The following is a 24000-nucleotide window of genomic DNA, read 5'->3' as shown; positions in this document are numbered from 1 at the left end:
TAATGCAAGCACGCTTGCTTGTTTCTGGTCCCGCTGCCATGCTCCCCCCATGGCAGACCCCACGCCCGTCATCGACGACCTGTGCGCGGAGAGCGAGGAACTCGACCTGCTCGTGGCCGAGTTGACCGCCGAGCAGTGGGCGCTCGCGACCCCCGCCCCCGGCTGGACCATCGCGCACCAGATCGCCCACCTCGCTTGGACCGACCACTCCTCGCTGCTGGCGGTGACCGATCAGGACGCCTTCTCCCGTGAGGTCGAGAAGGCGCTGGCCGCGCCCGGTGACTTCGTGGACAACGGTGCAGAGGAGGGGGCCGGGAAGCCGCCCGGGCAGCTGCTCGCCGACTGGCGGACCGGGCGCAAGGCGCTGGCCGAGGCCCTGCGCACCGCCCCCGACGGCGCCCGCTTCCCCTGGTACGGCCCGCCCATGTCCACCGCCTCCATGGCCACCGCCCGCCTCATGGAGACCTGGGCCCACGGCCTGGACGTGGCGGACGCGCTGGGCGTGGCCCGTACGCCCACCGACCGGTTGAGCCACATCGCCCGGCTCGGCGTCCGCACCCGCGACTACTCCTTCGGGGTGCACGGACTGACCCCGCCGTTCGAGGAGTTCCGTATCGAACTCACCGCCCCCTCCGGCGAGTTGTGGATCTACGGCCCCGAGGACGCCGTCGGCCGGGTCACCGGCCCCGCCCTCGACTTCTGTCTCCTCGTCACCCAGCGCGCCCACCGCGGCGACCTCGCCCTGCACGCCGAAGGCCCCGACGCCGACCGCTGGCTCGACATCGCCCAGGCCTTCGCGGGCCCGCCGGGAGACGGCCGCCCGCCCAAAGGGGCCGCCCGATGACCGACGCCGCAGAGCCCCTCCGAGCCGCAGAGCCCCTCCGCGCTGCCGAGCCCGACGGCACCGCCCCCCTCCGCATAGGCAACGCCTCCGGCTTCTACGGCGACCGCTTCGACGCCCTGCACGACATGCTCACCGGCGGTGAACTGGACGTCCTCACCGGCGACTACCTCGCCGAACTCACCATGCTCATCCTCGGCCGAGACCGCCTGAAGGACCCCGGCGCCGGCTACGCCCGCACCTTCCTGCGCCAGCTGGAGGAGTCCCTCGGCCTCGCCCATGACCGCGGCGTCAGGATCGTGACCAACGCCGGCGGCCTCAACCCCGCCGGGCTGGCCGCCCGCGTACGGGAGCTGGCCGACCGTCTCGGCATCCCCGTCCGCGTCGCCCATGTCGAGGGCGACGACCTCACCCCGCACCACCCCGGCAGCCTCGCCGCCCACGCCTACCTCGGCGGCTTCGGCATCGCCGCCTGTCTGCGCGAGGGCGCCGACATCGTGGTCACCGGGCGGGTGACGGACGCGGCGCTGGTCACCGGGCCCGCCGTCGCCCACTTCGGCTGGGGGCCGAGGGAGTACGACCGGCTCGCGGGGGCCGTCGTCGCCGGACATGTGCTGGAGTGCGGGACACAGGCGACCGGCGGCAACTACGCCTTCTTCGATGACGGGAACGGTGACGTCCGCCGCCCCGGCTTCCCCCTCGCCGAACTCCACGAGGACGGCAGCGCCGTCATCACCAAACACCCCGGCACCGGCGGCTTCGTCGACATCGGCACGGTGACCGCCCAGCTCCTGTACGAGACCGGCGGCGCCCGCTATGCCGGCCCCGACGTCACCGCCCGCCTCGACACGATCCGCCTCACCCGGGAAGGCCCCGACCGCGTCCGCATCGACGGCGTCCGGGGCGAACCCCCGCCCCCCACCCTCAAGGTCGGCCTCAACCGCCTCGGCGGCTTCCGCAACGAGGTCGCCTTCGTCCTCACCGGCCTCGGCATCGAGGCCAAGGCCGCGCTGGTACGGGCCCAGATGGAACCCCACCTCGGCAAGATCACCGACATCCGCTGGGACCTGGCCCGCACCGACCGTCCCGACGCCGACACCGAGGAGACCGCGAGCGCCCTGCTGCGGCTCGTCGTACGGGACCCGGACCAGGAGGCCGTGGGGCGGGCGCTCAGCGGCGCCGCCATCGAGCTCGCGCTCGCCAGCTACCCCGGCTTCCATGTGCTCGCCCCACCGGGAAAGGGCGCGCCCTATGGGGTCTTCGAGGATGTGTACGTCCCCCATGGCGCCGTCCCCCATGTGGCGGTGCTCCATGACGGGCGGCGGGTCCCTGTGGCGCCGGCCCAGGACACCCTCGTACTCGAAGAGGTACCGGAGCCGGCCCTGCCCGAGCCCCTCCCCTCGGGGCGCACCCGACGCGCCCCCCTCGGGCTCGTCGCGGGCGCCCGCAGCGGTGACAAAGGCGGCAACGCCAACATCGGACTGTGGGCCCGCACGGACGCGGCCTGGCGCTGGCTCGCCCACACCCTCACCGCCGACCGGCTCCGTGAACTCCTCCCGGAGACGGCCGACCTGCCCGTCACCCGCCATGTCCTGCCCGGCCTCCGCGCGCTCAACTTCGTCGTCGAGGGCATCCTCGGCGCCGGTGCCGCCGCCCAGCACCGATTCGACCCGCAGGCCAAGGCGCTCGGCGAATGGCTGCGCTCCCGCCACCTGGACATCCCGGAGGAGCTGCTGTGACCGTCCTGTCGTCGGCGCTCGACACCAACGACCCCGACTACCGCGCGAACCGCGAAGCCATGCTCGCCAGACTCACCGAGCTGGACACCGAACACGCCAAGGCCCTCGCGGGCGGCGGCGAGAAATACGTCCAACGCCACCGGGGACGCGGCAAGCTGCTCGCCCGCGAACGCATCGAACTGCTCCTCGACCCCGACACCCCCTTCCTGGAACTCTCCCCGCTCGCCGCCTGGGGCAGCGACTACACCGTCGGCGCCTCCCTCGTCACCGGCATCGGCGTCGTCGAAGGCGTGGAGTGCCTGATCACCGCGAACGACCCGACCGTACGCGGCGGCGCCAGCAATCCCTGGTCACTGAAGAAGGCGTTGCGCGCCAACGACATCGCCCTCGCCAACCGGCTGCCCTGCATCAGCCTGGTGGAGTCCGGCGGCGCCGATCTGCCCTCCCAGAAGGAGATCTTCATCCCGGGCGGCGCCATCTTCCGTGATCTGACCCGGCTTTCGGCCGCCGGGATCCCGACGGTCGCGGTCGTGTTCGGCAACTCCACCGCCGGGGGCGCCTACATCCCCGGTATGTCCGACCACGTGATCATGGTCAAGGAGCGGGCGAAGGTGTTCCTCGGCGGGCCGCCGCTGGTCAAGATGGCGACCGGTGAGGAGAGCGACGACGAGTCGCTGGGTGGAGCCGAGATGCACGCACGCGTGTCGGGTCTGGCGGACTACTTCGCAGTCGACGAGCAGGACGCGCTGCGGCAGGCGCGGAGAGTGGTGGCACGCCTGAACCACCGGAAGGCGTACGACGATCCGGGTCCCGTCGAACCGCCCAAGTACTCCAACGAGGAGCTCCTCGGCATCGTTCCCGGCGATCTGAAGATCCCCTTCGACCCCCGCGAGGTCATCGCCCGGATCGTGGACGCCTCCGACTTCGACGAGTTCAAGCCGCTGTACGGCACCAGTCTGACGACCGGCTGGGCGGCGCTGCACGGCTACCCGGTGGGCATCCTGGCCAACGCGCAGGGCGTGCTGTTCTCCGAGGAGTCCCAGAAAGCGGCCCAGTTCATCCAGCTGGCCAACCAGCGCGACATCCCCCTCCTCTTCCTCCACAACACCACCGGCTACATGGTCGGCAAGGAGTACGAGCAGGGCGGCATCATCAAGCACGGCGCGATGATGATCAACGCGGTGAGCAACAGCCGGGTGCCTCATCTGTCCGTGCTGATGGGTGCCTCGTACGGCGCCGGCCACTACGGCATGTGCGGACGCGCCTACGACCCCCGCTTCCTCTTCGCCTGGCCCAGTGCCAAGTCGGCCGTGATGGGCCCGCAGCAACTGGCGGGCGTCCTCTCGATCGTCGCCCGGCAGTCGGCGGCGGCGAAGGGACAGCCGTACGACGAGGACGCGGACGCGGCGCTGCGGGCCATGGTGGAGCAGCAGATCGAGTCCGAGTCGCTGCCGATGTTCCTGTCGGGCCGGCTCTACGACGACGGCGTCATCGACCCCCGCGACACCCGGACCGTCCTCGGCCTGTGCCTGTCGGCCGTCCACACGGCGCCGTACGAGGGTGCGCGCGGCGGCTTCGGCGTCTTCCGGATGTGAGGAACCCTTAAGTGATCACTTCTGTCCTCGTCGCCAACCGTGGCGAGATCGCCTGCCGCGTCTTCCGCACCTGCCGTGAACTGGGCATCCGGACGGTCGCCGTGCACTCGGACCCCGACGCGAACGCCCTCCACGCGCGCGTGGCCGACACCGCCGTACGGCTTCCGGGCGCGACCCCCGCGGAGACGTATCTGCGCGGCGACCTGATCGTGAAGGCGGCGGTCGCGGCCGGCGCCGACGCCGTGCACCCCGGCTACGGCTTCCTCTCCGAGAACGCGGACTTCGCACGGGCCGTCCTGGACGCCGGGCTGGTGTGGATCGGCCCGCCCCCGGAGGCGATCGAGGCGATGGCGTCCAAGACGCGCGCGAAGGAGCTGATGGGCCTCGCGCCCCTGGGGGAGGTCACGGACGCCGATCTGCCCGTGCTGGTGAAGGCGGCCGCGGGCGGCGGGGGGCGCGGGATGCGTGTCGTGCGCCGCCTTGAGGAGCTGAGCGTCGCGTTGGAGGGCGCGCGCGCCGAGGCCGCGAGCGCCTTCGGTGACGGCGAGGTGTTCGTCGAGCCGTACGTGGAGCACGGGCGCCATGTCGAGGTGCAGGTGCTCGCCGACGCGCACGGCACCGTGTGGGCGCTGGGCACGCGCGACTGCTCGCTCCAGCGCCGCCACCAGAAGGTCATCGAGGAGGCCCCGGCGCCCGGGCTCGCGGAGGGGCTCGCGAAGGAGCTGTGCACGCTGGCTGTGCGCGCCGCGCGCGCCGTCGACTACGTGGGCGCGGGCACCGTCGAGTTCCTGGTCGCCGACGGCAAGCCGCACTTCCTGGAGATGAACACCCGCCTCCAGGTCGAACACCCGGTGACGGAGGCGGTGTTCGGCGTCGACCTGGTGGCGCTCCAGATCGCGGTGGCGGAGGGCCGGGAGCTCGACACCGAGCCCCCACGCGCGCGTGGCCACGCCATCGAGGCCCGCCTCTACGCCGAGGACCCGTCGGCCGACTGGACCCCCCAGACCGGCACCCTGCACCGCCTGGCCGTCCCGGACACCGTCCGCCTGGACACCGGCTACGACGACGGCACCGAGATCGGCGTCCACTACGACCCCCTGCTCGCCAAGGCCGTCGCCCACGCCCCCACACGCGCGGAGGCACTGCGCAAACTGGCGGGCGCCCTGGAGAGGGCGACGATCCACGGCCCGACGACCAACAGGGACCTGCTGGTACGGAGCCTGCGCCACGCGGAGTTCGCGTCGGCGTCGATGACGACGGCCTTCTACGACCGCCACCTGTCCTCGCTGACACCCCCGGCTCCCGACCCGTACGCCCCCTTGGCCGCCGCCCTCGCCGACGCCCACGGCCCCTCCCGCTCCCGCTTCGGCGGAGCCTGGCGCAACGTTCCCTCGCAGCCCCAGACCAAGCGCTACGAGATGGCGGGCGAGGAGCACGAGGCGAGCTACCGCCACACGCGGGACGGCGTGGCGGCGGACGGGGTGCGGGTCGTCCACGCCGACGCGCATCTCGTCGTACTCGAAGCGGAAGGCGTGCAGCGCAGGTTCGAGGTGACGAGATACGGCGACGAGGTCCACGTGAACACGACGAGGCTGAGGGCACTGCCCCGCTTCGCCGACCCCGCGGCCCAACTCGCCCCCGGATCCCTGCTGGCCCCCATGCCGGGAACGGTCGTCAGGATCGCCGAGGGACTCGCCGCAGGAGCCGCTGTACAGGCCGGACAGCCCCTCCTGTGGCTGGAGGCGATGAAGATGGAACACAAGATCACGGCGCCGGTCACAGGGACGCTGAGCGCCCTCCAGGCAGTGCCCGGCCAACAGGTGACAGTCGGCTCTCTGCTGGCAGTAGTGAAGGAGTCACATGCCCACGATCGAGACTGACGAGCACAAAGCCCTCCGCCGGGCCGTAGCCGCCCTGGGGAAACGCCACGGCCGCGGCTACGACCGCGAACACCTCTGGTCCGAAGCCGGCAAACTCGGCTACCTCGGCGTCAACCTCCCCGAGGAGTACGGAGGCGGAGGCGGCGGCATCTTTGAACTCTCCCTCGTCCTCGAAGAGCTGGGCGCCGCCGGCTGCCCCCTGCTCATGATGGTCGTGTCCCCCGCCATCTGCGGCACAGTGATCGCCCGCTTCGGAACCCCCGCCCAGAAGAGCACATGGCTCCCCGCCCTCGCGGACGGCACCCGCACCATGGCCTTCGGCATCACCGAACCCGACGCCGGCTCCAACAGCCACCGCATCACCACCACGGCCCGCCGCGACCCCGACACCGGAGACTGGCTCCTCACCGGCCGCAAGGTCTTCATCTCCGGCGTCGACATAGCCGACGCCACCCTCATCGTCGGCCGCACCGAGGACTCCCGCACCGGCCGCCTCAAGCCCTGCCTCTTCATCGTCCCCAAAGACGCCCCCGGCTTCACCCGCCGCCAGATCGACATGGAACTCCAGGCGGCGGAGAAGCAGTTCGAGCTGACCCTCGACGACGTACGCCTCCCCGCGGACGCGCTGGTCGGAGACGAGGACGCAGGGCTCCTCCAGCTCTTCGCCGGCCTCAACCCCGAACGCATCATGACCGCCGCCTTCGCGATCGGCATGGGCCGGTACGCCCTCTCCCAAGCCCTCGACTACGCGCGCGAACGCACCGTGTGGAACGCCCCCATCGGCGCCCACCAGGCCATCGCCCACCCCCTGGCCCAGGCGCACATCGACCTCGAACTGGCCCGCCTGATGATGCAGAAAGCGGCCCACCTCTACGACGAGGGCGACGACGCCGGCGCGGGCGAGGCCGCCAACATGGCGAAGTACGCCGCAGGGGAGGCCTGTGTGAAGGCGGTCGACCAGGCCGTGCACACCCTCGGCGGCAACGGCCTCACCCGGGAATTCGGGCTCGCCTCGTTGATAACGGCCGCGCGCGTGGCTCGTATTGCTCCGGTGAGCAGGGAGATGATTCTCAACTACGTCTCCCACCAGACCCTGGGCCTGCCCAAGTCGTACTAGGCCGTCTTGGAGGAACCATGTTCCGCAGCGAGTACGCAGACGTCGCACCCGTAGAACTCCCCATCCACGAAGCCGTACTGGGCCGGGCCGCCGAGTTCGGGGAGCACCCCGCGCTCATCGACGGCACGGACGGCACCACCCTCACGTACGAACAACTGGACCGGTTCCACCGCCGCATCGCCGCCGGCCTCGCCGAGGCGGGAGTGGCCAAGGGAGACGTGCTGGCGCTCCACAGCCCCAACACCGTCGCGTTCCCGACGGCGTTCTACGCGGCCACGCGCGCGGGGGCGTCCGTCACCACGGTGCACCCCATGGCGACACCGGAGGAGTTCGCCAAGCAGCTCAAGGACTCCGCGGCCCGCTGGATCGTCACCGTCTCGCCCCTGCTGGAGGTCGCCCGCCGGGCCGCCGAACTCGCGGGCGGCGTCGCGGAGATCTTCGTCTGCGACCACGCGACCGGACACCGCTCCCTCATCGACATGCTCGGCTCCACCGCCCCCGAGCCCGCCGTCGGCATCGACCCCGCGGCGGACGTGGCGGCACTGCCGTACTCCTCGGGCACGACCGGCATCCCCAAGGGCGTCATGCTCACCCACCGCCAGATAGCCACCAACCTCGCCCAGCTCGAACCGGCCATCTCCGCGGGCCCCGGCGACCGCATCCTCGCCGTCCTGCCGTTCTTCCACATCTACGGCCTGACCGCCCTCATGAACGCCCCCCTGCGCAGGGGCGCCACCGTCGTCGTCCTGCCCCGCTTCGACCTGCAGACCTTCCTCGCGGCCATCCAGAACCACCGCATCACCGGCCTCTACGTCGCCCCGCCGATCGTCCTGGCCCTCGCCAAGCACCCCCTGGTCGCCGAGTACGACCTCACCTCGCTGCAGTACGTCATCAGCGCCGCCGCCCCCCTGGACGCCAAGCTCGCCGAAGCCTGCTCACGACGCCTCAACCTGCCCCCCGTCGGCCAGGCGTACGGCATGACGGAACTCTCGCCCGGCACCCACGTCGTCCCCCTCGCCGCCATGCGCCAGGCACCCCCCGGCACCGTCGGCCGCCTCATCGCCGGCACCGAGATGCGGATCGTCTCCCTCGACGACCCCGACAAGGACGTCGGCATCGGCGCGGACGGCGAGATCCTCATCCGCGGCCCCCAGGTCATGAAGGGCTACCTCGGCCGCCCCGACGCCACCGCCGCGATGATCGACCCCGAGGGCTGGCTGCACACCGGCGACGTCGGCCATGTCGACGCCGACGGCTGGCTGTTCGTCGTCGACCGCGTGAAGGAGCTCATCAAGTACAAGGGCTTCCAGGTCGCCCCCGCCGAACTGGAAGCGCTCCTGCTCACCCACCCCGGGATCGCCGACGCCGCCGTCATCGGCGCCTACAACGAGGACGGCAACGAAGTCCCGCACGCCTACGTGGTCCGCCAGCCCACCGCCGCCGACCTCTCCGAAGGAGAGGTCATGATGTACGTCGCCGAACGCGTCGCCCCCTACAAACGCGTCCGCGAGGTCACCTTCATCGACGGAGTACCGCGCGCCGCCTCCGGGAAGATCCTGCGCCGGCAACTGAGGGAGACCCCATGACCCTGATCGGCCGCACGCGCGCGCGTGGCATCGAAACCCTCACCCTCGACTCACCGCACAACCGCAACGCCCTCTCGGCGACGCTCGTGGGGGAACTGGCCGCCGCCCTCGCCGAAGCGGGGAAGGACGGCGACGTACGCGCGATCGTCCTCACCCACACCGGCAACACCTTCAGCGCGGGCGCCGACCTCAAGGAGCCCCCGGACCCCGACGCGCTCGTGGGCCTCCTCCGGCAGATCGTCGAACTGCCCAAACCCGTGCTCGCGCGGGTCACAGGCCATGTCCGCGCGGGCGGCCTGGGCCTCCTGGCGGCCTGCGACATGGGCGTGGCGTCGGCACGGTCCAGCTTCGCCTTCACAGAGGTACGGATCGGAGTGGCCCCCGCGGTCATCTCCCTGACGTTGCTCCCCCGCACCGACCCCCGCGCCCTCGCCCGCCACTACCTCACCGGCGCCCGCTTCGACGCCCCCGAGGCCGTCCGCACCGGCCTGCTCACCGCGACCGGCGACGACGTGGACGCCGTACTGGAACCCCTCCTGGACGGCCTCCGCAAAGCCGCACCCGAAGCCCTCGCGGAGACGAAACAGCTGCTCACCGCTAGGGTGCTGGAAGCCTTCGACCGGGACGCGGCCCACCTCACCGCACTCTCGGCCCGCCTGTTCTCCTCCGCACAGGCCCACGAAGGCATGACAGCCTTCCTAGAACGACGGGACCCCGCATGGGCGCTGTGAGCACGGTCGGCGACCGTGTCGAACGAACCCCCAAACAGGACCGCAGCCGCGCCACCCGGCAGCGCCTCCTGGAAGCCGCCGTGGCCTGCCTCGCCGAACACGGCTGGACAGGCTCCACGGTGTCCGTGGTAGCCGAACGCGCGGGCGTCTCCCGAGGCGCCGCCCAGCACCACTTCCCGACCCGGGAGGACCTGTTCACGGCGGCGGTCGAGTACGTCGCGGAGGAACGGTCGACAGCCCTGCGCGCCCTCTTCCCGGCAGACGCGACCGTCGACCGCCGCGCGGTCGTGACAGCCCTCGTCGACCTCTACACCGGCCCCCTCTTCCGCGCCGCTCTCCACCTCTGGGTCGCCGCCTCGAACGAGGAACAGCTCCGCCCCAGGGTGACGGAGCTGGAGGCCCGCGTCGGCCGCGAGACCCACCGCATCGCGGTCGAGCTGCTGGGCGCGGACGAGTCCCGGCCGGGCGCCCGCGAGACCGTCCAGGGCCTGCTGGACATGGCCCGCGGCCTGGGCCTCGCCAACCTGCTCACGGACGACGCGGGGCGGCGGGAACGAGTGGTGGCGCAGTGGGCCGTACTGCTGGACGAGGCGCTGGACTGAAGGAGAAGACCGACGGAGAACCCCGCTGAGGATCTCAGGGGCTGAGCCGCTCCACCCGCCAACTCCCGTCCGGCTCCGCCACGTACCGCAGCCGGTCGTGCAGCCGGTTCTCCCGGCCCTGCCAGAACTCCACCGCCTGCGGGGCCACCCGGAAACCACCCCAGTTCGGCGGCACCGGCACCTGCTCACCCTCCGGATAGCGAGCCTCCAGCTCGGCGTACGACGCCTCCAGCTCGGCACGCGTGGCGATCACCGACGACTGGGCGCTGGCCCACGCACCGAGCTGGGAGCCGTGCGGCCGGGTCCGGAAGTACGCGGCGGTCTCGTCCCGCCCGGTACGCCGCGCGATGCCCGTGACGAGGACCTGGCGAGCCATCGGATGCCACGGAAAGAGCAGCGAGACATACGGATTCTCGGAGAGATCACGCGCCTTGCGGGAGTCGTAGTTCGTGTAGAAGACGAACCCCTGCTCGTCGAACTGCTTCAACAGCACCGTACGAGAACTGGGCCGCCCCTCCCCGTCCGCCGTGGACACCACCATGGCGTTCGGCTCGAACAGATGCGCCTCCGTCGCGGCCTGCTTGAACCAGCGCGCGAACTGCTCCACCGGCGTGGCGGCGAGATCGCTCTCGGCGAGCCCCTCGGCCCGGTACTGCTTGCGCATGGAGGCCGGATCCGGGGCGGATTCGGGCGTGGGCTCGGGGCCGGGGGAGACGATGGCTGCGTCGGTCACGCCGTCATCTTGCCGTATCGAATCCATGCGAGGGGCCGTTGAGACCACGGCACCAAGGGTGGCACTCAGTGCCGCAACCACTCCCCAAAGGTGGCACTCGGGGATATGGTGCAGATGCCACAACGGTGGGGTGACCACCCGCCGAAAGGGGCATCACAGGGCCAGCCGACCACCGCGGAGCCGTCCCACTCCGCAGGTCGCCCCCCCATCAGCACCCCGAACCGACACCCCGCACCCCGACAAGACCTGTCGCACACATCATGAGGAGCCGCCTGATGTCCGACTTTGACCCCTCCTTCGTACCCGGCCTCGAAGGAGTCGTCGCGTTCGAGACGGAGATCGCCGAACCGGACAAGGAGGGCGGCGCCCTGAGGTACCGGGGCGTCGACATCGAGGACCTGGTCGGTCACGTCTCGTTCGGCAACGTCTGGGGCCTGCTCGTCGACGGCGCCTTCCGCCCCGGCCTGCCGCCCGCCGAACCCTTCCCCATCCCCGTCCACTCCGGCGACATCCGCGTCGACGTCCAGTCCGCACTCGCGATGCTCGCCCCCGTCTGGGGCCTCAAACCACTCCTCGACATCGACGAGGCCCAGGCCCGCGAAGACCTCGCCAGGGCCGCCGTCATGGCCCTCTCCTACGTCGCCCAGTCCGCCCGCGGCCAGGGCCGCCCCATGGTCCCGCAGAGCGAGATCGACAAAGCCCAGTCCGTCGTCGAACGCTTCATGATCCGCTGGCGCGGCGAACCCGACCCCAAACACGTCGCCGCCGTCGACGCGTACTGGACCTCCGCCGCCGAACACGGCATGAACGCCTCCACCTTCACCGCCCGCGTCATCGCCTCCACCGGCGCCGACGTCGCAGCCGCCCTCTCCGGCGCCGTAGGAGCCATGTCCGGCCCCCTCCACGGCGGCGCCCCCTCCCGCGTCCTCCACATGATCGAGGAGATCGAACGCACCGGCGACGCCGAGGCCTACGTCAAGCAGGCCCTCGACAAGGGCGAACGCCTGATGGGCTTCGGCCACCGCGTCTACCGCGCCGAAGACCCCCGCGCCCGCGTCCTCCGCCGCACGGCCCGCGAACTGGGCGCACCCCGCTTCGAAGTCGCCGAAGCACTGGAGAAGGCGGCACTCGCCGAGCTCCACGCCCGCCGCCCCGACCGCGTCCTGGCCACCAACGTCGAGTTCTGGGCGGCGATCGTCCTGGACTTCGCGGAGGTACCGGCCCACATGTTCACGTCGATGTTCACCTGCGCGAGGACAGCCGGATGGTCGGCGCACATTCTTGAGCAGAAGCGGACGGGGCGGTTGGTGCGGCCGTCCGCGCGTTATGTGGGGCCGGGTTCGCGGCAGCCTCAGGATGTCTCGGGGTACGAGGACATCGCCCACTGAGAAGGAGCTTGAGGAGCGCGGGCGACTGCGGGCCGGGTTGTGGCCGGTCGCGCAGTTCCCCGCGCCCCTATGGGGCGCATTGATCTAGGCCGGAGTCAGCAAGTTGCCGTGGTGGCGCTCCGCCACCAGCGGATGCGCCCGCAGCTTGCCCTTCAGCTCGTTGTACCCGTACTCCGCGAAGAGCGGGTTCGAGGGGTCGTCCGTGACGCCGGGCGCGGCGGAAGCGTGCGGGAACGACAGGGGCTCCACGCGCGCGTCGAGACGCGGGTTGTAGAAGAACGGCACCGAGAACCGCTCGGTCGCCCCCGGCGGCGACACCACCCGGTGATTGGTGGCGACGAGATACCCGTTCGTCGCCACTTCGAGCAGCTCCCCGAGATTCACCACGAACGCCCCCTCCAACGGCGGCACATCATGGAACAACCCGTCCTCACGCTGCACCTGAAGCCCACCGACCCGGTCCTGCAGCAGCAGCGTGAGAAACCCGTAGTCCTTGTGCGCACCGACCCCCTGATCGGCGCCGTCCCCCGCACTCCCCGGATACCGCACCAGCTTGAGATGCGGATGGGCATGCGCCCCGAAGATCGGCTCGTAGAAATCGGCGGGCGCCCCGATCGCCGTGAGCAGCTCACGCAGCAACCGCTCGGCCACGCCACTGAGCCGGTCGATCCACTCCAACGCGGCGGTCCGCAACTCGGGCAAGGACTCAGGCCACTGATTGGGCCCCTGAAGCCACCAATAAGCAGGCTCCCCAGCCCCCGGTATTCGAGCCTCCCGCTCGGCCCCGATGTCGAGCTGATCCCGCCAGTCCCGACTCCCACCCGTCCGCTCGTCCCCGGTCCGCGTGTACCCCCGGAAATGCGGCGAACGAACATTGTCGATGGCCAGCCGCTCACCCTCCGGAAGCGCGAAGAACCTCCGCATGGCAGCGAGCAGGGCATCGACCTCACCCTGCGGAACCCCATGCCCGACCAACTGGAAGAACCCCACGTCATGCGCGGCACTGTGCAGCTGCGCATGGAGCAGAGCCCTCGCCTGGGGGCCGCGATCGGCGGCGGAGAGATCGATGATCGGAAGCTGCTGGTACGACGGGATCGTCGACACGTTCGTCATGGAGTGCGTCCACAGAGAGATGAGAGAGATGAGAGAGGTGAGAAGGAGGAAACGGCAGCGGTGGCTGCTGAAAAAGGGGCCGGATCGCTCAGACGGATCGTCGACAGCCCATGCTCGTGACGCGGACGTAGTCCACGTGGCGGCGTCGAACGAGCGAAAGCATGCGGTCAGAGTACTGCGTGCCGCAAGAATCCCCGGTGTCGCAGGTCACTCCCGAAAATCCTCCACGAACGCAGACGACCCGCGAGCTCGGGTTCCCCCGCCTGAAGCGGGGGAGCCGGCCGGACGTACCGGCGAGCTCGCGGGTCGGGTGACTGCGTTGGATTGGCCGGCTGCGTGCTTCTCGCGCACGCTGGTCCGGCACCGCACTGCGTGTGGTGGCAGGCCGCTAGCCTGCAGCCACCTCCGACGTCCGGTGTGCATACATGCTCCGAACCACCTCCTCTCCTCGGTGCATCACACCCTAAGAACCGGTGGGCCACCGCTCAACCGGTTTTCCGAGATGTTGACGCAGCTCCTTCTGGCCGGAAGGAGTAGCCATATCCGTCGCTTCGTTGCAGGAGGCGAAGGTGGCGATGACGGGGGAAGCCGAATCGATCCGGAGTGGTGCGGGCATAGGAGCCACGCCCCGTTGCCTTGGCGACGAGTACCTGTCCCGGAAAACGCACGATCACATCGCCGCTCCCGTGATCCAGATGTCCGACAGAGAGCGCGTCCAGGGTGTGGGTCTTGGCCAGTCCCATGGCGCTGCGGTTCCACTGCGTTCGCCCGCCGGGCCAGGTGTGCAGCGGGCGATCGAGACCACTCGAGGCATCCAAGAGCTGCCATCGGGTCGCGTTCATGGCGGCGGCGTCATGGAGCGGGGTCCTCGCTTGCCGGAGGATCATCGCGAGGCGGTCGGTTGGAGATGCGGTTCGATCCGCCTCGGCTGCGGGGTCTGACGTGATCGATGTTCAGGGGTACGCCGGTCGCGTCGCAAAGGAGGGCGGAAGCCATCCTGCCGGACGGGTTCGGTTGTTTGAACGCGGTGCTCGGTAACGGCAGTTGGCGGAGCGTCGTCTGTGTCGGTATCCGGCGCGTTGTTGCATGCAGAGGTGGATGTGGTCGCCGCGGTGTTGGAGTTCGACCGACACCAAGCCCCGCCGGACGGTGATCACAGCTCCTTCACCCGTGTACGACTGGTTCTGCGTGGGAGCGTCACCGCTCCCGTTCTCTGCCTCGGCGTGACGCCGACGGGCTCCGGTGCTGGGCCCGTCGGTCTCCCCTCGCCCATGTTCCCTGCCGGTGCCCCGCGCGAGGGCGGGGTGTCCGTGAGCCGTTTCGTCCCTGCTCCCAGGGGTGTCTGCTCCCACGGATTCCAGTGCAGGCTGCTGAGGAAGCACAGCCTGGTGGGTCCTCGAACGCGCACCCGATCTTGCTGCTAAGCGACTGTCTCGCGGCGCGCTTCCAGAGCTGACGTCCCCCGCCTTCGGACCGGCGCTCACCTCACCCCCGTGCAACCCCCGCCAGATCCAGCGCCGCAGCGATCCGCACCGCCACATCCTCCGCGTACACCGCATCGGACCGCTCGAACTGGTTCCGCCCGGCCCCCCGCAGGAAGGTCACGACCCCCAGCGTCCGCCCCCGGCTCCGCAGTACCGCGCACAGCGCGTGCACCGCGTCCCCCGGCCACTGCCGGGCGAGGGCCCACTCGCGGGCCTTCTCCGTCGGTACCGATCCGACGCTCGCCCGCACGGACCCCATCCGCTCCACGCACTGCAGCGCGGGATGCCCCACCGCGTACCGCACGGGCAGCCCCGCCTGTCCGGCCAGCAGGCTAGGCCCGGGTGCCCCGGCGGGGGTCGCGGCGACCCGTACCAGCCGTACCGGCACGTCGGATCCGGTGGCCGGGGCGTCTGCCACGCGGTCGATGAGCGCGTGGTCGGCGAAGCCGGCGAGCGCGAAGTCGAGGTGGATCGTGGCCGCCTCGGTCGGGTCCTCGCACTCGGCGGCGGCGCGGGCCGCGCGGTGCAGCTGGTTGGTGCGGAAGCGGAGCAGGGCCGCCTCCTGCTCGGCCTGCTTGGCCTCGGTGACGTCGTTGAAGAGCCAGCCGACGCCCAGGGGCACGGGTTCCTCGGCGAGCGGTGAGGCGAGGCGTACGAAGCCGCAGCGCCAGCAGCGCCGCTGTTCGCCCTCGGGGGTGCGGACGCTCACCCAGATCTCGGCGGGTGCGGGCGGTGCGCCCTCGGCCAGCACATGGGTGAGCGCGCTCTCCAGTTCCTCGACGCCCTGAGCGAGCAGTTCCCCGAGGGGCCGCCCGAGGACGGCCGTACGGCCGATGCCCAGTGCCCGGGCGGCGTGCGAGTTGACGACCGCGGGCCGCAGGTCGGCGTCGACCAGTACGACACCCCAGCTGGCGTCCTCGAAGAGCGCCTCGCTGAGCGCGATGGACCGTTCGAGATCGATCTGCGCGTGCACCTCGCTGAACGCGCAGTACACCCCGGCCGGCTTGCCGTCCGGCCCGCGCACGGCGGCCGACTGCGTCCGTACGAGGACTCTGCCGCCTTCCTTGGTCAGCAGCGCGAACTCGTGGACCTGCCGCCCGGGGGCCTGCATGGCGGACATCAGCCGCCCCTCGACCTCCTGCGCGTCGGCGCTCCGCACGGCCCATCCCGCGAACCCCTGGCGCCCCACGGCCTCGGCGGCGGTCCAGCCCAGGATCCGCTCGGCCTCGCGGTTCCAGTGGGTGACGACTCCGCCCGCGTCGAAGGCGCACAGTGCCGCGTCCATGCCGTCGAGCAGGGCGGCGAGCAGATCGGCGCCGTCGGGCTGCTCGGGCTCGTTCGGCCCCAGCTCGTCGGTGGTCCCACTACGCCGGGAAGCACTCACCTGGACCCCCTGCAGGCTGCGTCCGTCCGTACGGCACGTCGGTTCGCTCACTTGCAATCATCTAACTGGAACGTGACGCAGCACACACCGAGTTCCCGCAAGTTGGGGGAATCGTTGTACGCCGCCCATGGATCTATACCGCCCGATCGGGCCCGAGCCCAGGCCCGGGACCGAGCCGGAGATCGACCCACAGGTCGGTCTCACCGGGCAGCGCATACCGCTCGACCTCGACAAAGCCCTGTTTCTCGGCGAACCGCAGCCCGTCCTCGTTGACGGCCAGCACGCACGTCTCGATCACCGTGGCGCCCAGCACGCGCGCGTGGGCGAGGCCGTTCTCGTACAGTGCCGTCCCGAGCCCCTGCCGCCGGTGCGCGGGCAGCACGCGCGCGATGACGGTCGCCGCCCCGTCCTGAGGCGGCCGCACGGTCGAACACCCGACGAGCACGTCACCGACGTACGCGTTCTCCAGCCGGTTCCGCGTGCTCCGCTCCCGTACCGCGTCGAGGCTCAGCTCATCGGCCGGGATGATCACGTTGTGGACGTACCGCCACTGCTCCAGCATGGCGTCGCCCACGGCGGGCTCTATTCGAACATCAGGCACGAGATCCACTTCCCCGCCGCGCGTACACCTCAATCTCGATCTTCATACGAGGATCCGCGAGCCCGCACATCAACATCGTCGCCGCCGGCCGCACCTCCCCGAACGTCCGCCGCAGCACCGGCCAGCACGGCTCGAAGTCCTCCCGGTCGGGCAGCAGATACCGCACCCTTACGACGTCGGAGAAGCCGCACCCGGCCTCCTCCAACGCCGCCCCGATGTTCCGCACGCACTGCTCGGCCTGCTCGACGACATCGTCGGAGATCGTCATCGTCGCGTAGTCGAACCCGGTCGTCCCCGACACATGCACCCAGTCACCGTCGACGACGGCCCGGGCGTACCCGATCTGCTCCTCGAACACCGAACCACTGAGAATGGCCTGTCGCTCCGTCATGATCCGAACGCTAGGAGCCGCACGAAGATCCGTCTACGGCGATTCCTCCTGGGGCGATTCCTCGGCGGGTGCGGTGAGGTGCTCCTGGGCGGCTTTCCGAAACGCCGTCACCAAGCGGCCGCGGTCGCCCGCGCGGGTCGCGAGGACGACATGGCTGGGCTCGACGCCCTCCAGGGATTGCTACGAGGTCCGGGCGCAGGAAGGTGCCGACGGCCCGGGCGGAGATCGCCAACGCCTCGCCGGCCTGCGGGAGGCGGTCGCGGCGGCGGACGGCGTCGCCCAAGCGAGGCGATAGAGGCGGGCCGCGTCGTGGTACGGCGCGCAGGTCGGCCGTGCTCGCTCCGGCCAGGACGGGTGATCGACGCGCCGGGCGAGGGGCCTAGCGCATGGAGGCGACAAGGTCTTCCATGGCCTCGCGCGGCACTTCGCCGCCGCTTACCAGTCGGTCGGAAGACGAGTCTGGACTCGCCTTACTGCCGGTAGAAGATCCGGTCCCCGTATTCCTCGAAGACCCGCTCGTTCCACTCCAGGCCGCCGTCCACGTTCCCGGACCGCAGCATCGGGGGCTCGATGCCGCGTTCAGCGAGGTCGGCTGCGGCCGTGGCGACGACGGCCTGGAGGAGGGCCGAGGTCACGACCGTCGAGGCCGGGGCGAAGGGGGCGGGGACGGTGTCGAGGGTGAGTTCTGCGTCGCCGATGGCGATCTTGGAGTCGAGGACGATGTCGCAGTGGTCCTTGAGGTAGGTGCCGGAGGAGTGGCGGGGGGACGTCTCCGAGGCGTAGGCCACTGATGTGACGCCGATGACCCGCACGCCACGCGCGCGTGCGCTCATCGCCATCTCCACGGGGAGGGCGTTGCGGCCCGAGAGGGAGATGATCACGAGGGTGTCGCCGGTGCGGAGGGGCGAGGAGTCGAGGACGGCGGTGGCGAGGCCGTCGACGCGTTCCAGGGCGGAGCCGAGGGTGGCGGGCATGACATCGACGCCGACGACGCCGGGGACGGTGAGCAGGTTCATCAGCGCGAGGCCGCCCGCGCGGTAGACGACGTCCTGCGCGGCGAGCGAGGAGTGCCCGGCGCCGAAGGCGAACAGACGGCCACCGCCCGCGACGGTGTCGGCGAGAAGCCGCCCGGCCGCGTCGATGTGCTCGGCCTCCTCGTCACGGACCCGCTGCAGCAGGCCGATCGCAGCGTCGAAGAACCGGTCGGCGGGCGTGCCGTCGCTCATGCGGGCCCCTTCGGGTCGGCTGTGTCGCGGATCACCGTGCGGTCTGGACCAGTGCGGTGTCAATACGGCAGGGGGAGGCGGGCGCATTACGTGAGGTGCGGGACGCCGGGCCGCCTTGCCGCGGGGCGCCTCATCGCCGTAGGGCGTGCCTCGCGGAGGCGCGAACCCGGTCCTGCGGGGCCGGGGGCAGGCCCCCGGACAGCCTCGGGGCCCCTCGGGCCGCGCTGCTTGGCCCGACGCGCTCAACGCCGTGAAGCAGCCTCCCCCCGGAGCCCGGAGCCCGGAGCCCGGAGCCCGGAGCCCGGAGCCCGGAGCCCGGAGCCCGGAGCCCGGAGCCCGGAGCCCGGAGCCCGGAGCCCGGACCACACGGCGTCCAGGCCACCCCCCCGCAGCGCCCACCAGACCCCCGCGACACCCCGGTCCCCCCTTGCAGAGGCCCTCCGCAGCCCCAGATCCCTGGCGAAACCAGCTCGTTTCACCGGCGCGGCACGGTTGTCGGTGGTATGCGTCAGAATTGAAGCCAGGGCCAGCGCACACGCCGGGAAGTCGTCGTGCTTCCGGCAGAGCTAATCGAGGGGCACGTATGTCCGGACTGATCGACACCACGGAGATGTATCTCCGCACCATCCTCGAGCTGGAGGAGGAAGGTGTGGTCCCCATGCGCGCCCGGATCGCCGAGCGGCTGGACCAGAGCGGGCCGACCGTGAGCCAGACGGTGGCGCGGATGGAGCGGGACGGGCTCGTGTCCGTGGCGAGCGACCGGCATCTGGAGCTGACGGACGAGGGGCGTCGGCTGGCCACGCGTGTGATGCGCAAGCACCGGCTCGCGGAGTGCCTGCTCGTCGACGTCATCGGGCTGGAGTGGGAGCAGGTGCACGCCGAGGCGTGTCGCTGGGAGCACGTGATGAGCGAGGCCGTGGAGCGGCGGGTGCTGGAGCTGCTCCGGCACCCGACCGAGTCGCCGTACGGCAATCCGATCCCCGGTCTGGAGGAGCTCGGCGAGAAGGACGGCGCCGACCCGTTCCTCGACGAGGGCATGGTGTCGCTGGCCGACCTCGACCCGGGGCTCGAGGGCAAGACCGTCGTCGTGCGGCGGATCGGGGAGCCGATCCAGACCGACGCGCAGCTGATGTACACGCTGCGTCGGGCGGGCGTGCAGCCCGGCTCGGTGGTGAGCGTGACGGAGTCGGCCGGCGGGGTGCTGGTGGGCAGTGGCGGTGAGGCGGCCGAGCTGGAGGCCGACGTCGCCTCGCACGTGTTCGTCGCCAAGCGCTGACGGCGGGCCGAGCGGGAGAGGGGCGTCGACTCCGATCTGTTCGCCGCCCGGTGCTGACCGCGGGCCGAGCCGGAGGTGGACGCCGACTCCCATCTGTTCGTCGCTCGGTGCCGGCGGCCGTGGACCGTCGTATCTGGACCGTCGTACGTGTTCTGACCGGCGTTCAACTGCCGGGGCGGCAGGGTCAGTTGTGGCAGCACCGCGATCTCGTCGATTCCAAGATTCACTGTGCCGAATCGCAGCGCTCGCGCCGCCCGCGTGCGAGGCTGTCGCGTGAGGCATATGACCTGAGGGGGCCGGGAGGATGTGCCGCAGACGTGTGGAGGGCCCCGGCGCCATGTGGCGCCGGGGCCTGTCCTCCCCTGTGCTGACCCGGAGCCCCGAGCTCTCAGGGTCATTCCCCTCGGACCGGTTTCCCCGAGCGGTCCGCCTCCCGCTGAAAATCTCCCCTCGGCAGCGACGATCAATCCTTGAGCAAGGTCACTCAAACGAGGGGTGTTGTCGGCGGAGGCCGCATTCTCGAATAGGCATTCGATAGCCTTCGGGTGACACACCACACGGAACGTGCGCTTCAGGGAGGGACGGGCGGCACTACAGCAGGCACGTCAGGCAGGGCAGGCAGTACACGGTTCTCGGGACCGGCCGGCTCGAGCGGGAGTGAGCCGGTCCGAGCGGATCCAGGGGGGTGCCAGGATCAATGGTGCGGCGCATCGACGTGACCGGGGCAGGCGGCGTATGCCTCGCCGCCTGGGAGTTCGGCGACCCTCTCAAGACCGACCCGCCGGTGGACCTGGCCGGGCACGGTGTCCGGGAGAACGGCGAGGCGGCCGGGCGGCGCATCGGCCACCGGACCGTCCAAGGCGCCCTCGACCGCTCACCCGGTGTGCTCTTACTGCACGGCCTCATGGGCCGCGCCTCCCACTGGGCCTCGACCGCCCGCTGGCTCTCCGAACGCCACCGCGCGGTCGCCCTCGACCAACGCGGCCACGGCCGCAGCGACAAGCCCCCGCAGGCCTCCTTCACCCGCGAGGCATATGTCGAGGACGCGGAGGCCGCGCTCGAACAGCTCGGCCTCGGCCCCGCCGTGCTCGTCGGGCACGCGATGGGTGCGCTGACCGCCTGGCAGCTCGCCGCGAAGCGGCCGGACCTCGTGTCCGGCGTGATCATCTGCGACATGCGGGCGTCCGCGCTCGGGGCCGCGTCCCAGCGGGAGTGGGCGGACTGGTTCAAGTCCTGGCCCCTCCCCTTCGCCACGCTCGCCGATGTGCGCAAGTGGTTCGGCGAGGACGACCCGTGGGTGGAGCGCCCGAACCCCGCCCGCGGCGAGTTCTACGCCGAGGTGATGTCCGAATCGCCGGACGGCTGGCGGCCCGTCTTCGAACCCGAGCAGATGCTGAAGTCCCGGGAGACGTGGGTGTACGACGCGCACTGGGAGGAGCTCGCCCAGGTGCAGTGCCCCGCGCTGGTCGTGCGCGGCCTGGACGGGGAGCTGGGGCGGGCGGAGGCCCAGGAGATGGTGCGGGTGCTGCCGCGGGGGGAGTACGCGGAGGTGGCCGACGCCGGCCACCTTGTGCACTACGACCAGCCGGAGGCCTGGCGGGCGGCCATCGAGCCGTTCATCGACGCGCTCACGGGGTGAGGCTTCGGCGCCCACGGGCTCAGGAGCCGCACATCGACACGGCCCCGCGCTCATCAGGGCGTCACAGGGCCGCGGGCCGCGTATCCCCTGGCCTACGAAGCCCTCGCGGTCACATGGCCTCCGGCTACGAAACCCCCGCGGCCGCATGGCCCCGGGCCGCGAAGCCCCCAGGACCACACAGCCCTCGCACCACACAGCCCCCGCACCACAAAGTCCTGCCCGTCACAAAAACCGCCGGCCACAAATCCCCCCTTTCCGCCCGCCACAAATCCCCCTCACCGCCCGCCACAAGTCACCCCTTGCTGACCGCCGCCAAGATCTCCGGCAACCGCCCCGCCGTCCTCGGCGCCGCCAGCCGCAGCCCCAGCAGTGTGATCGCCGCCCCGTAGCCCGCGCCCACCGGCAGCAGCAGCCAGCTCCAGTTGTCCCCGCCCTCGCTGACGTGGAGCCAGATCGTCAGGGCGATGACCGGGGCGCACAGCAGGGCCGCGCCCACCATGCCGCCGAAGACGGAGATCCAGGCGAGGCCGGTCTGGCCGGGGGCGACGTTCTTGTAGCCCTCCTGGGGGATGGAGTAGGGGAAGCGGGCGGAGGCCCAGGCGCCCGTGGCCAGCATCGCGCCGAGGAGGGCGAAGGAGAGGCCGAGGGCCTCGGGGAGGCGGGGCCAGTCGCCGAGGAGGGCTGTCGTCAGGACGGTCACGAGCGTGGCGTACGGCAGGGTGATGACCAGGAGGGCCAGGGCGCGGCCGCGCAGTTCGACGTAGGCGTCGCGGGTCGAGGAGATGGTCATCGCGACCATCCAGAAGGCCGAGGTGTCCTGGCCGAACTGGTTGTACATCAGGATGCCGAGCATCCCCGCGGCGAAACAGGCGAAGTAGATCGACCCGGTGCCCTGCAGCGCGTTGAACACCGGCACGATCAGCCCGATCGCGAGCGAAGTCACCCATGCCGCCTTGGTCTTGGGGTCGCGCCAGATGTAGCGGAGGCTCCGTTCCACGACCGTCCCGGTGCGCCCGGCGGGCAGCAGTCGCCCGAGCCCGGTCGACGCCCGCTCGCGCGTGGTGGACTCACCGGCGGCCTGCAGCGTGGACCCGTCCGGTGAGGTCATCAGCCGGGTGAGATGGCTGGCCCATACGGCGATCAGGCCCGCCAACACTCCAGCGCTGAGCGCCAGTTGGGCGGCCGCGACGCCGTACGAACCTTCGCTCACCGACTGCACCGCCCCGATCGCGGAAGCGGGCGGCACCCACTTCAGCACCTCCGCGACCGGGTCGAGCTGCTCGAGTCCGCTCGAACCCAGCCGCTGCGCCCCGAAGTTGACCAGCTGCGCCCCGATCGCGATGACCAGCCCGCTGAGCACCGCGAGATCCCGGCCCTTACGGCTGGTCAGCAGCCGGATGTTGGCCGCGGCCACGGCGCGCGCGAGCGCCACGCACACCAACAGCGCGAGCGCCACCGCGACGACGCCGACGACGTACGCCGCACCCCCGTGTGCCACGGAGATCACGGACCCGGCGAGCAGGCAGAGCGTGAACAGCGGGCCGATCCCGACGAGTGAGGCCGCGAGGAGGGCCCGTACCAGGGGGCGGGGGCGCAGCGGCAGCATGACCAGTCGCGTCGGATCGAGCGTCTCGTCCCCGCTGGGGAAGAACAGCGGCATCACCGCCCATCCGAGCGCCAGCACCGCCACCAGCAGCACCACGACGGACAGCGCGTGCTCGTGTCCGCGCAGCGCGATCAGCCCGATCAGTTGCAGCGCGGCGAAGAGAAGAGTGACGACGGCCGAGGCGACGTACGCGGCCCGCCGTCCACCGGACTGCCGTAGTCCGTTCCGCAACAGCGACAGTTTCAGTCGTACGACGACGGCGGTGACGTCGGCACTCATCGCGCCGCCCCGCCGCCCAGCCAGTCGAGATCGGACCCGGTGTCCCGTCCGCCCGCCCCGACGAGCTGGAGGAAGGCCTGCTGGAGCGAGGGTGCGTCGCCGCGTACGTCGGCGAGGGGGCCGTGGGCGCGGATGCGTCCGGCGGCCATCACGGCCACCCAGTCGCACAGCGACTCGACGAGCTCCATGACGTGGGAGGAGAAGACGACCGTGGCGCCCGATCCCGTGTACCGCTCCAGTACCCCGCGGATCGTCTGCGCGGAGACGGGGTCGACGCCTTCGAACGGCTCGTCGAGGAAGAGGACTTCGGGGTTGTGGAGCAGGGCCGCCGCGAGCCCGATCTTCTTGCGCATCCCGGTCGAGTAGTCGACGACCAGTTTGTGCTGCGACCCGGCGAGGTCGAGGACGTCGAGCAGCTGCGTGGCCCGCTTGTCGACCTCGGGTCCGGGCAGCCCCCGCAACCGCCCGGAGTAGGCGAGGAGTTCGCGCCCGGAGAGCCGGTCGAAGAGCCGCAGCCCTTCGGGCAGGACCCCGATCCGGGCCTTCACCTCGACGGGGTCCCGCCACACGTCGTGCCCGACGACCTCGACGGTGCCCTGATCGGGCCGCAGCAGCCCGGTGATCATGGAGAGGGTGGTCGTCTTGCCCGCCCCGTTGGGTCCCACGAGCCCGATGAACTTTCCGGCAGGCAGTTCCAGATCGATTCCGGCAACGGCGACCTGCTGCCCGAACCGCTTCCAGAGCCCCCGCACACTCACAGCCGACGTCATGCGAGAACCCTACGGCCGG

The 24000-nt window shown here is 71.1% G+C and carries 20 protein-coding genes; 11 read left to right on the top strand and 9 right to left on the bottom strand.

All coding sequences use genetic code 11. The annotated features are described in order from the left end of the window. Positions 1 to 49: 49 nt before the first annotated feature. From PH203_RS15835 to PH203_RS15800, 8 genes are read left to right on the top strand one after another with little or no spacing between them, the layout of a single operon-like run. Positions 50 to 844 carry a TIGR03084 family metal-binding protein gene (locus PH203_RS15835; protein WP_289920591.1) on the top strand — a complete coding sequence of 265 codons (795 nt, stop codon included), beginning with the start codon at positions 50 to 52 and terminating at the stop codon, positions 842 to 844. Further along, positions 841 to 2580, top strand: coding sequence for an acyclic terpene utilization AtuA family protein (locus PH203_RS15830; protein ID WP_289920590.1), 1740 nt, complete (start codon positions 841 to 843; stop codon positions 2578 to 2580). Before PH203_RS15835 ends, PH203_RS15830 begins: the two co-directional genes overlap by 4 nt. Then, the gene (locus PH203_RS15825; RefSeq protein WP_289920589.1) at positions 2577 to 4175 is read left to right on the top strand and encodes a carboxyl transferase domain-containing protein; all 1599 of its coding nucleotides are present in this window, start codon (positions 2577 to 2579) and stop codon (positions 4173 to 4175) included. The genes PH203_RS15830 and PH203_RS15825 overlap by 4 nt, the downstream gene beginning before the upstream one ends. A gap of 11 nt (positions 4176 to 4186) precedes the next feature. Then, complete coding sequence (locus tag PH203_RS15820) at positions 4187 to 6055, top strand: biotin carboxylase N-terminal domain-containing protein (RefSeq protein ID WP_289920588.1); 1869 nt, start codon at positions 4187 to 4189, stop codon at positions 6053 to 6055. After that, positions 6036 to 7172, top strand: a complete 1137-nt coding sequence (locus PH203_RS15815) for an acyl-CoA dehydrogenase family protein (protein ID WP_289920587.1) — start codon at positions 6036 to 6038, stop codon at positions 7170 to 7172. Before PH203_RS15820 ends, PH203_RS15815 begins: the two co-directional genes overlap by 20 nt. 17 nt (positions 7173 to 7189) lie before the next feature. Continuing rightward, the gene (locus tag PH203_RS15810) at positions 7190 to 8758 is read left to right on the top strand and encodes a 4-coumarate--CoA ligase family protein (RefSeq protein ID WP_289920586.1); all 1569 of its coding nucleotides are present in this window, start codon (positions 7190 to 7192) and stop codon (positions 8756 to 8758) included. Beyond that, the gene (locus PH203_RS15805) at positions 8755 to 9489 is read left to right on the top strand and encodes an enoyl-CoA hydratase family protein (RefSeq protein ID WP_289920585.1); all 735 of its coding nucleotides are present in this window, start codon (positions 8755 to 8757) and stop codon (positions 9487 to 9489) included. Before PH203_RS15810 ends, PH203_RS15805 begins: the two co-directional genes overlap by 4 nt. Beyond that, positions 9477 to 10091: a TetR/AcrR family transcriptional regulator gene (locus PH203_RS15800; protein ID WP_289920584.1), complete on the top strand. Its 615-nt coding sequence runs from the start codon at positions 9477 to 9479 to the stop codon at positions 10089 to 10091. Before PH203_RS15805 ends, PH203_RS15800 begins: the two co-directional genes overlap by 13 nt. Positions 10092 to 10125: 34 nt before the next feature. On the opposite strand, the gene pdxH is transcribed toward PH203_RS15800, so the two are convergent. Further along, positions 10126 to 10755 (bottom strand): pyridoxamine 5'-phosphate oxidase, encoded by a 630-nt coding sequence (pdxH, locus tag PH203_RS15795; protein WP_289920729.1) that lies wholly within the window; start codon positions 10753 to 10755, stop codon positions 10126 to 10128. A gap of 344 nt (positions 10756 to 11099) precedes the next feature. On the opposite strand from pdxH, the gene PH203_RS15790 reads away from it, so the two are divergent. Then, on the top strand, positions 11100 to 12212 hold the full coding sequence (locus PH203_RS15790) for a citrate synthase 2 (RefSeq protein ID WP_289920583.1): 1113 nt from the start codon (positions 11100 to 11102) through the stop codon (positions 12210 to 12212). An 84-nt stretch (positions 12213 to 12296) separates the two neighbouring features. Here the strand turns inward: PH203_RS15790 and PH203_RS15785 are convergent, their stop codons facing one another. The 6 genes from PH203_RS15785 to PH203_RS15755 form a co-directional block, all read right to left on the bottom strand. Further along, a complete protein-coding gene (locus PH203_RS15785) occupies positions 12297 to 13325 on the bottom strand; it encodes a 2-oxoglutarate and iron-dependent oxygenase domain-containing protein (protein ID WP_289920582.1) in 1029 nt (342 codons plus the stop codon). Between the two features lie 953 nt (positions 13326 to 14278). Next, complete coding sequence (locus tag PH203_RS15780; protein WP_289920580.1) at positions 14279 to 14866, bottom strand: RRXRR domain-containing protein; 588 nt, start codon at positions 14864 to 14866, stop codon at positions 14279 to 14281. Further along, positions 14811 to 16193 carry a PAS domain-containing protein gene (locus PH203_RS15775; RefSeq protein ID WP_289920579.1) on the bottom strand — a complete coding sequence of 461 codons (1383 nt, stop codon included), beginning with the start codon at positions 16191 to 16193 and terminating at the stop codon, positions 14811 to 14813. The genes PH203_RS15780 and PH203_RS15775 overlap by 56 nt, the downstream gene beginning before the upstream one ends. Positions 16194 to 16326: 133 nt before the next feature. Then, positions 16327 to 16794 carry a GNAT family N-acetyltransferase gene (locus PH203_RS15770; RefSeq protein WP_289920578.1) on the bottom strand — a complete coding sequence of 156 codons (468 nt, stop codon included), beginning with the start codon at positions 16792 to 16794 and terminating at the stop codon, positions 16327 to 16329. After that, positions 16787 to 17185 (bottom strand): RidA family protein, encoded by a 399-nt coding sequence (locus tag PH203_RS15765; protein WP_289920577.1) that lies wholly within the window; start codon positions 17183 to 17185, stop codon positions 16787 to 16789. The genes PH203_RS15770 and PH203_RS15765 overlap by 8 nt, the downstream gene beginning before the upstream one ends. Positions 17186 to 17655: 470 nt before the next feature. Then, positions 17656 to 18411 carry an SIS domain-containing protein gene (locus tag PH203_RS15755; RefSeq protein WP_289920576.1) on the bottom strand — a complete coding sequence of 252 codons (756 nt, stop codon included), beginning with the start codon at positions 18409 to 18411 and terminating at the stop codon, positions 17656 to 17658. A 583-nt stretch (positions 18412 to 18994) separates the two neighbouring features. Here PH203_RS15755 and PH203_RS15750 point away from each other — a divergent pair. Both PH203_RS15750 and PH203_RS15745 read left to right on the top strand, forming a co-directional pair. Beyond that, positions 18995 to 19687, top strand: a complete 693-nt coding sequence (locus PH203_RS15750; RefSeq protein ID WP_067020955.1) for a metal-dependent transcriptional regulator — start codon at positions 18995 to 18997, stop codon at positions 19685 to 19687. Positions 19688 to 20384: 697 nt separating this feature from the next. Next, positions 20385 to 21326 carry an alpha/beta hydrolase gene (locus PH203_RS15745; RefSeq protein ID WP_289920571.1) on the top strand — a complete coding sequence of 314 codons (942 nt, stop codon included), beginning with the start codon at positions 20385 to 20387 and terminating at the stop codon, positions 21324 to 21326. Between the two features lie 292 nt (positions 21327 to 21618). Here PH203_RS15745 and PH203_RS15740 read toward each other — a convergent pair whose 3' ends face one another. Both PH203_RS15740 and PH203_RS15735 read right to left on the bottom strand, forming a co-directional pair. Next, positions 21619 to 23211 (bottom strand): transporter, encoded by a 1593-nt coding sequence (locus PH203_RS15740; protein WP_289920570.1) that lies wholly within the window; start codon positions 23209 to 23211, stop codon positions 21619 to 21621. Next, positions 23208 to 23981, bottom strand: a complete 774-nt coding sequence (locus PH203_RS15735; protein WP_289920569.1) for an ABC transporter ATP-binding protein — start codon at positions 23979 to 23981, stop codon at positions 23208 to 23210. The genes PH203_RS15740 and PH203_RS15735 overlap by 4 nt, the downstream gene beginning before the upstream one ends. Positions 23982 to 24000 lie beyond the last annotated feature (19 nt).

The sequence above is a fragment of the Streptomyces sp. S.PB5 genome (genome assembly GCF_030403745.1).
Classification (GTDB): domain Bacteria; phylum Actinomycetota; class Actinomycetes; order Streptomycetales; family Streptomycetaceae; genus Streptomyces.
The sequence above is the reverse complement of the archived record's forward strand: the minus strand, read 5'-3'. Positions and strand labels throughout refer to the sequence as shown.

Coding starts and splice junctions, on each gene's coding strand:
- PH203_RS15780 (WP_289920580.1), bottom strand. CDS start 14,866: ATGTGGCGGTGCGGATCGCTGCGGCGCTGGATCTGGCGGGGGTTGCAC.
- PH203_RS15790 (WP_289920583.1), top strand. CDS start 11,100: ATGTCCGACTTTGACCCCTCCTTCGTACCCGGCCTCGAAGGAGTCGTC.
- PH203_RS15785 (WP_289920582.1), bottom strand. CDS start 13,325: ATGACGAACGTGTCGACGATCCCGTCGTACCAGCAGCTTCCGATCATC.
- PH203_RS15805 (WP_289920585.1), top strand. CDS start 8,755: ATGACCCTGATCGGCCGCACGCGCGCGCGTGGCATCGAAACCCTCACC.
- PH203_RS15765 (WP_289920577.1), bottom strand. CDS start 17,185: ATGACGGAGCGACAGGCCATTCTCAGTGGTTCGGTGTTCGAGGAGCAG.
- PH203_RS15810 (WP_289920586.1), top strand. CDS start 7,190: ATGTTCCGCAGCGAGTACGCAGACGTCGCACCCGTAGAACTCCCCATC.
- PH203_RS15815 (WP_289920587.1), top strand. CDS start 6,036: ATGCCCACGATCGAGACTGACGAGCACAAAGCCCTCCGCCGGGCCGTA.
- PH203_RS15835 (WP_289920591.1), top strand. CDS start 50: ATGGCAGACCCCACGCCCGTCATCGACGACCTGTGCGCGGAGAGCGAG.
- pdxH (WP_289920729.1), bottom strand. CDS start 10,755: ATGCGCAAGCAGTACCGGGCCGAGGGGCTCGCCGAGAGCGATCTCGCC.
- PH203_RS15800 (WP_289920584.1), top strand. CDS start 9,477: ATGGGCGCTGTGAGCACGGTCGGCGACCGTGTCGAACGAACCCCCAAA.
- PH203_RS15830 (WP_289920590.1), top strand. CDS start 841: ATGACCGACGCCGCAGAGCCCCTCCGAGCCGCAGAGCCCCTCCGCGCT.
- PH203_RS15745 (WP_289920571.1), top strand. CDS start 20,385: ATGGTGCGGCGCATCGACGTGACCGGGGCAGGCGGCGTATGCCTCGCC.
- PH203_RS15755 (WP_289920576.1), bottom strand. CDS start 18,411: ATGAGCGACGGCACGCCCGCCGACCGGTTCTTCGACGCTGCGATCGGC.
- PH203_RS15750 (WP_067020955.1), top strand. CDS start 18,995: ATGTCCGGACTGATCGACACCACGGAGATGTATCTCCGCACCATCCTC.
- PH203_RS15735 (WP_289920569.1), bottom strand. CDS start 23,981: ATGACGTCGGCTGTGAGTGTGCGGGGGCTCTGGAAGCGGTTCGGGCAG.
- PH203_RS15740 (WP_289920570.1), bottom strand. CDS start 23,211: ATGAGTGCCGACGTCACCGCCGTCGTCGTACGACTGAAACTGTCGCTG.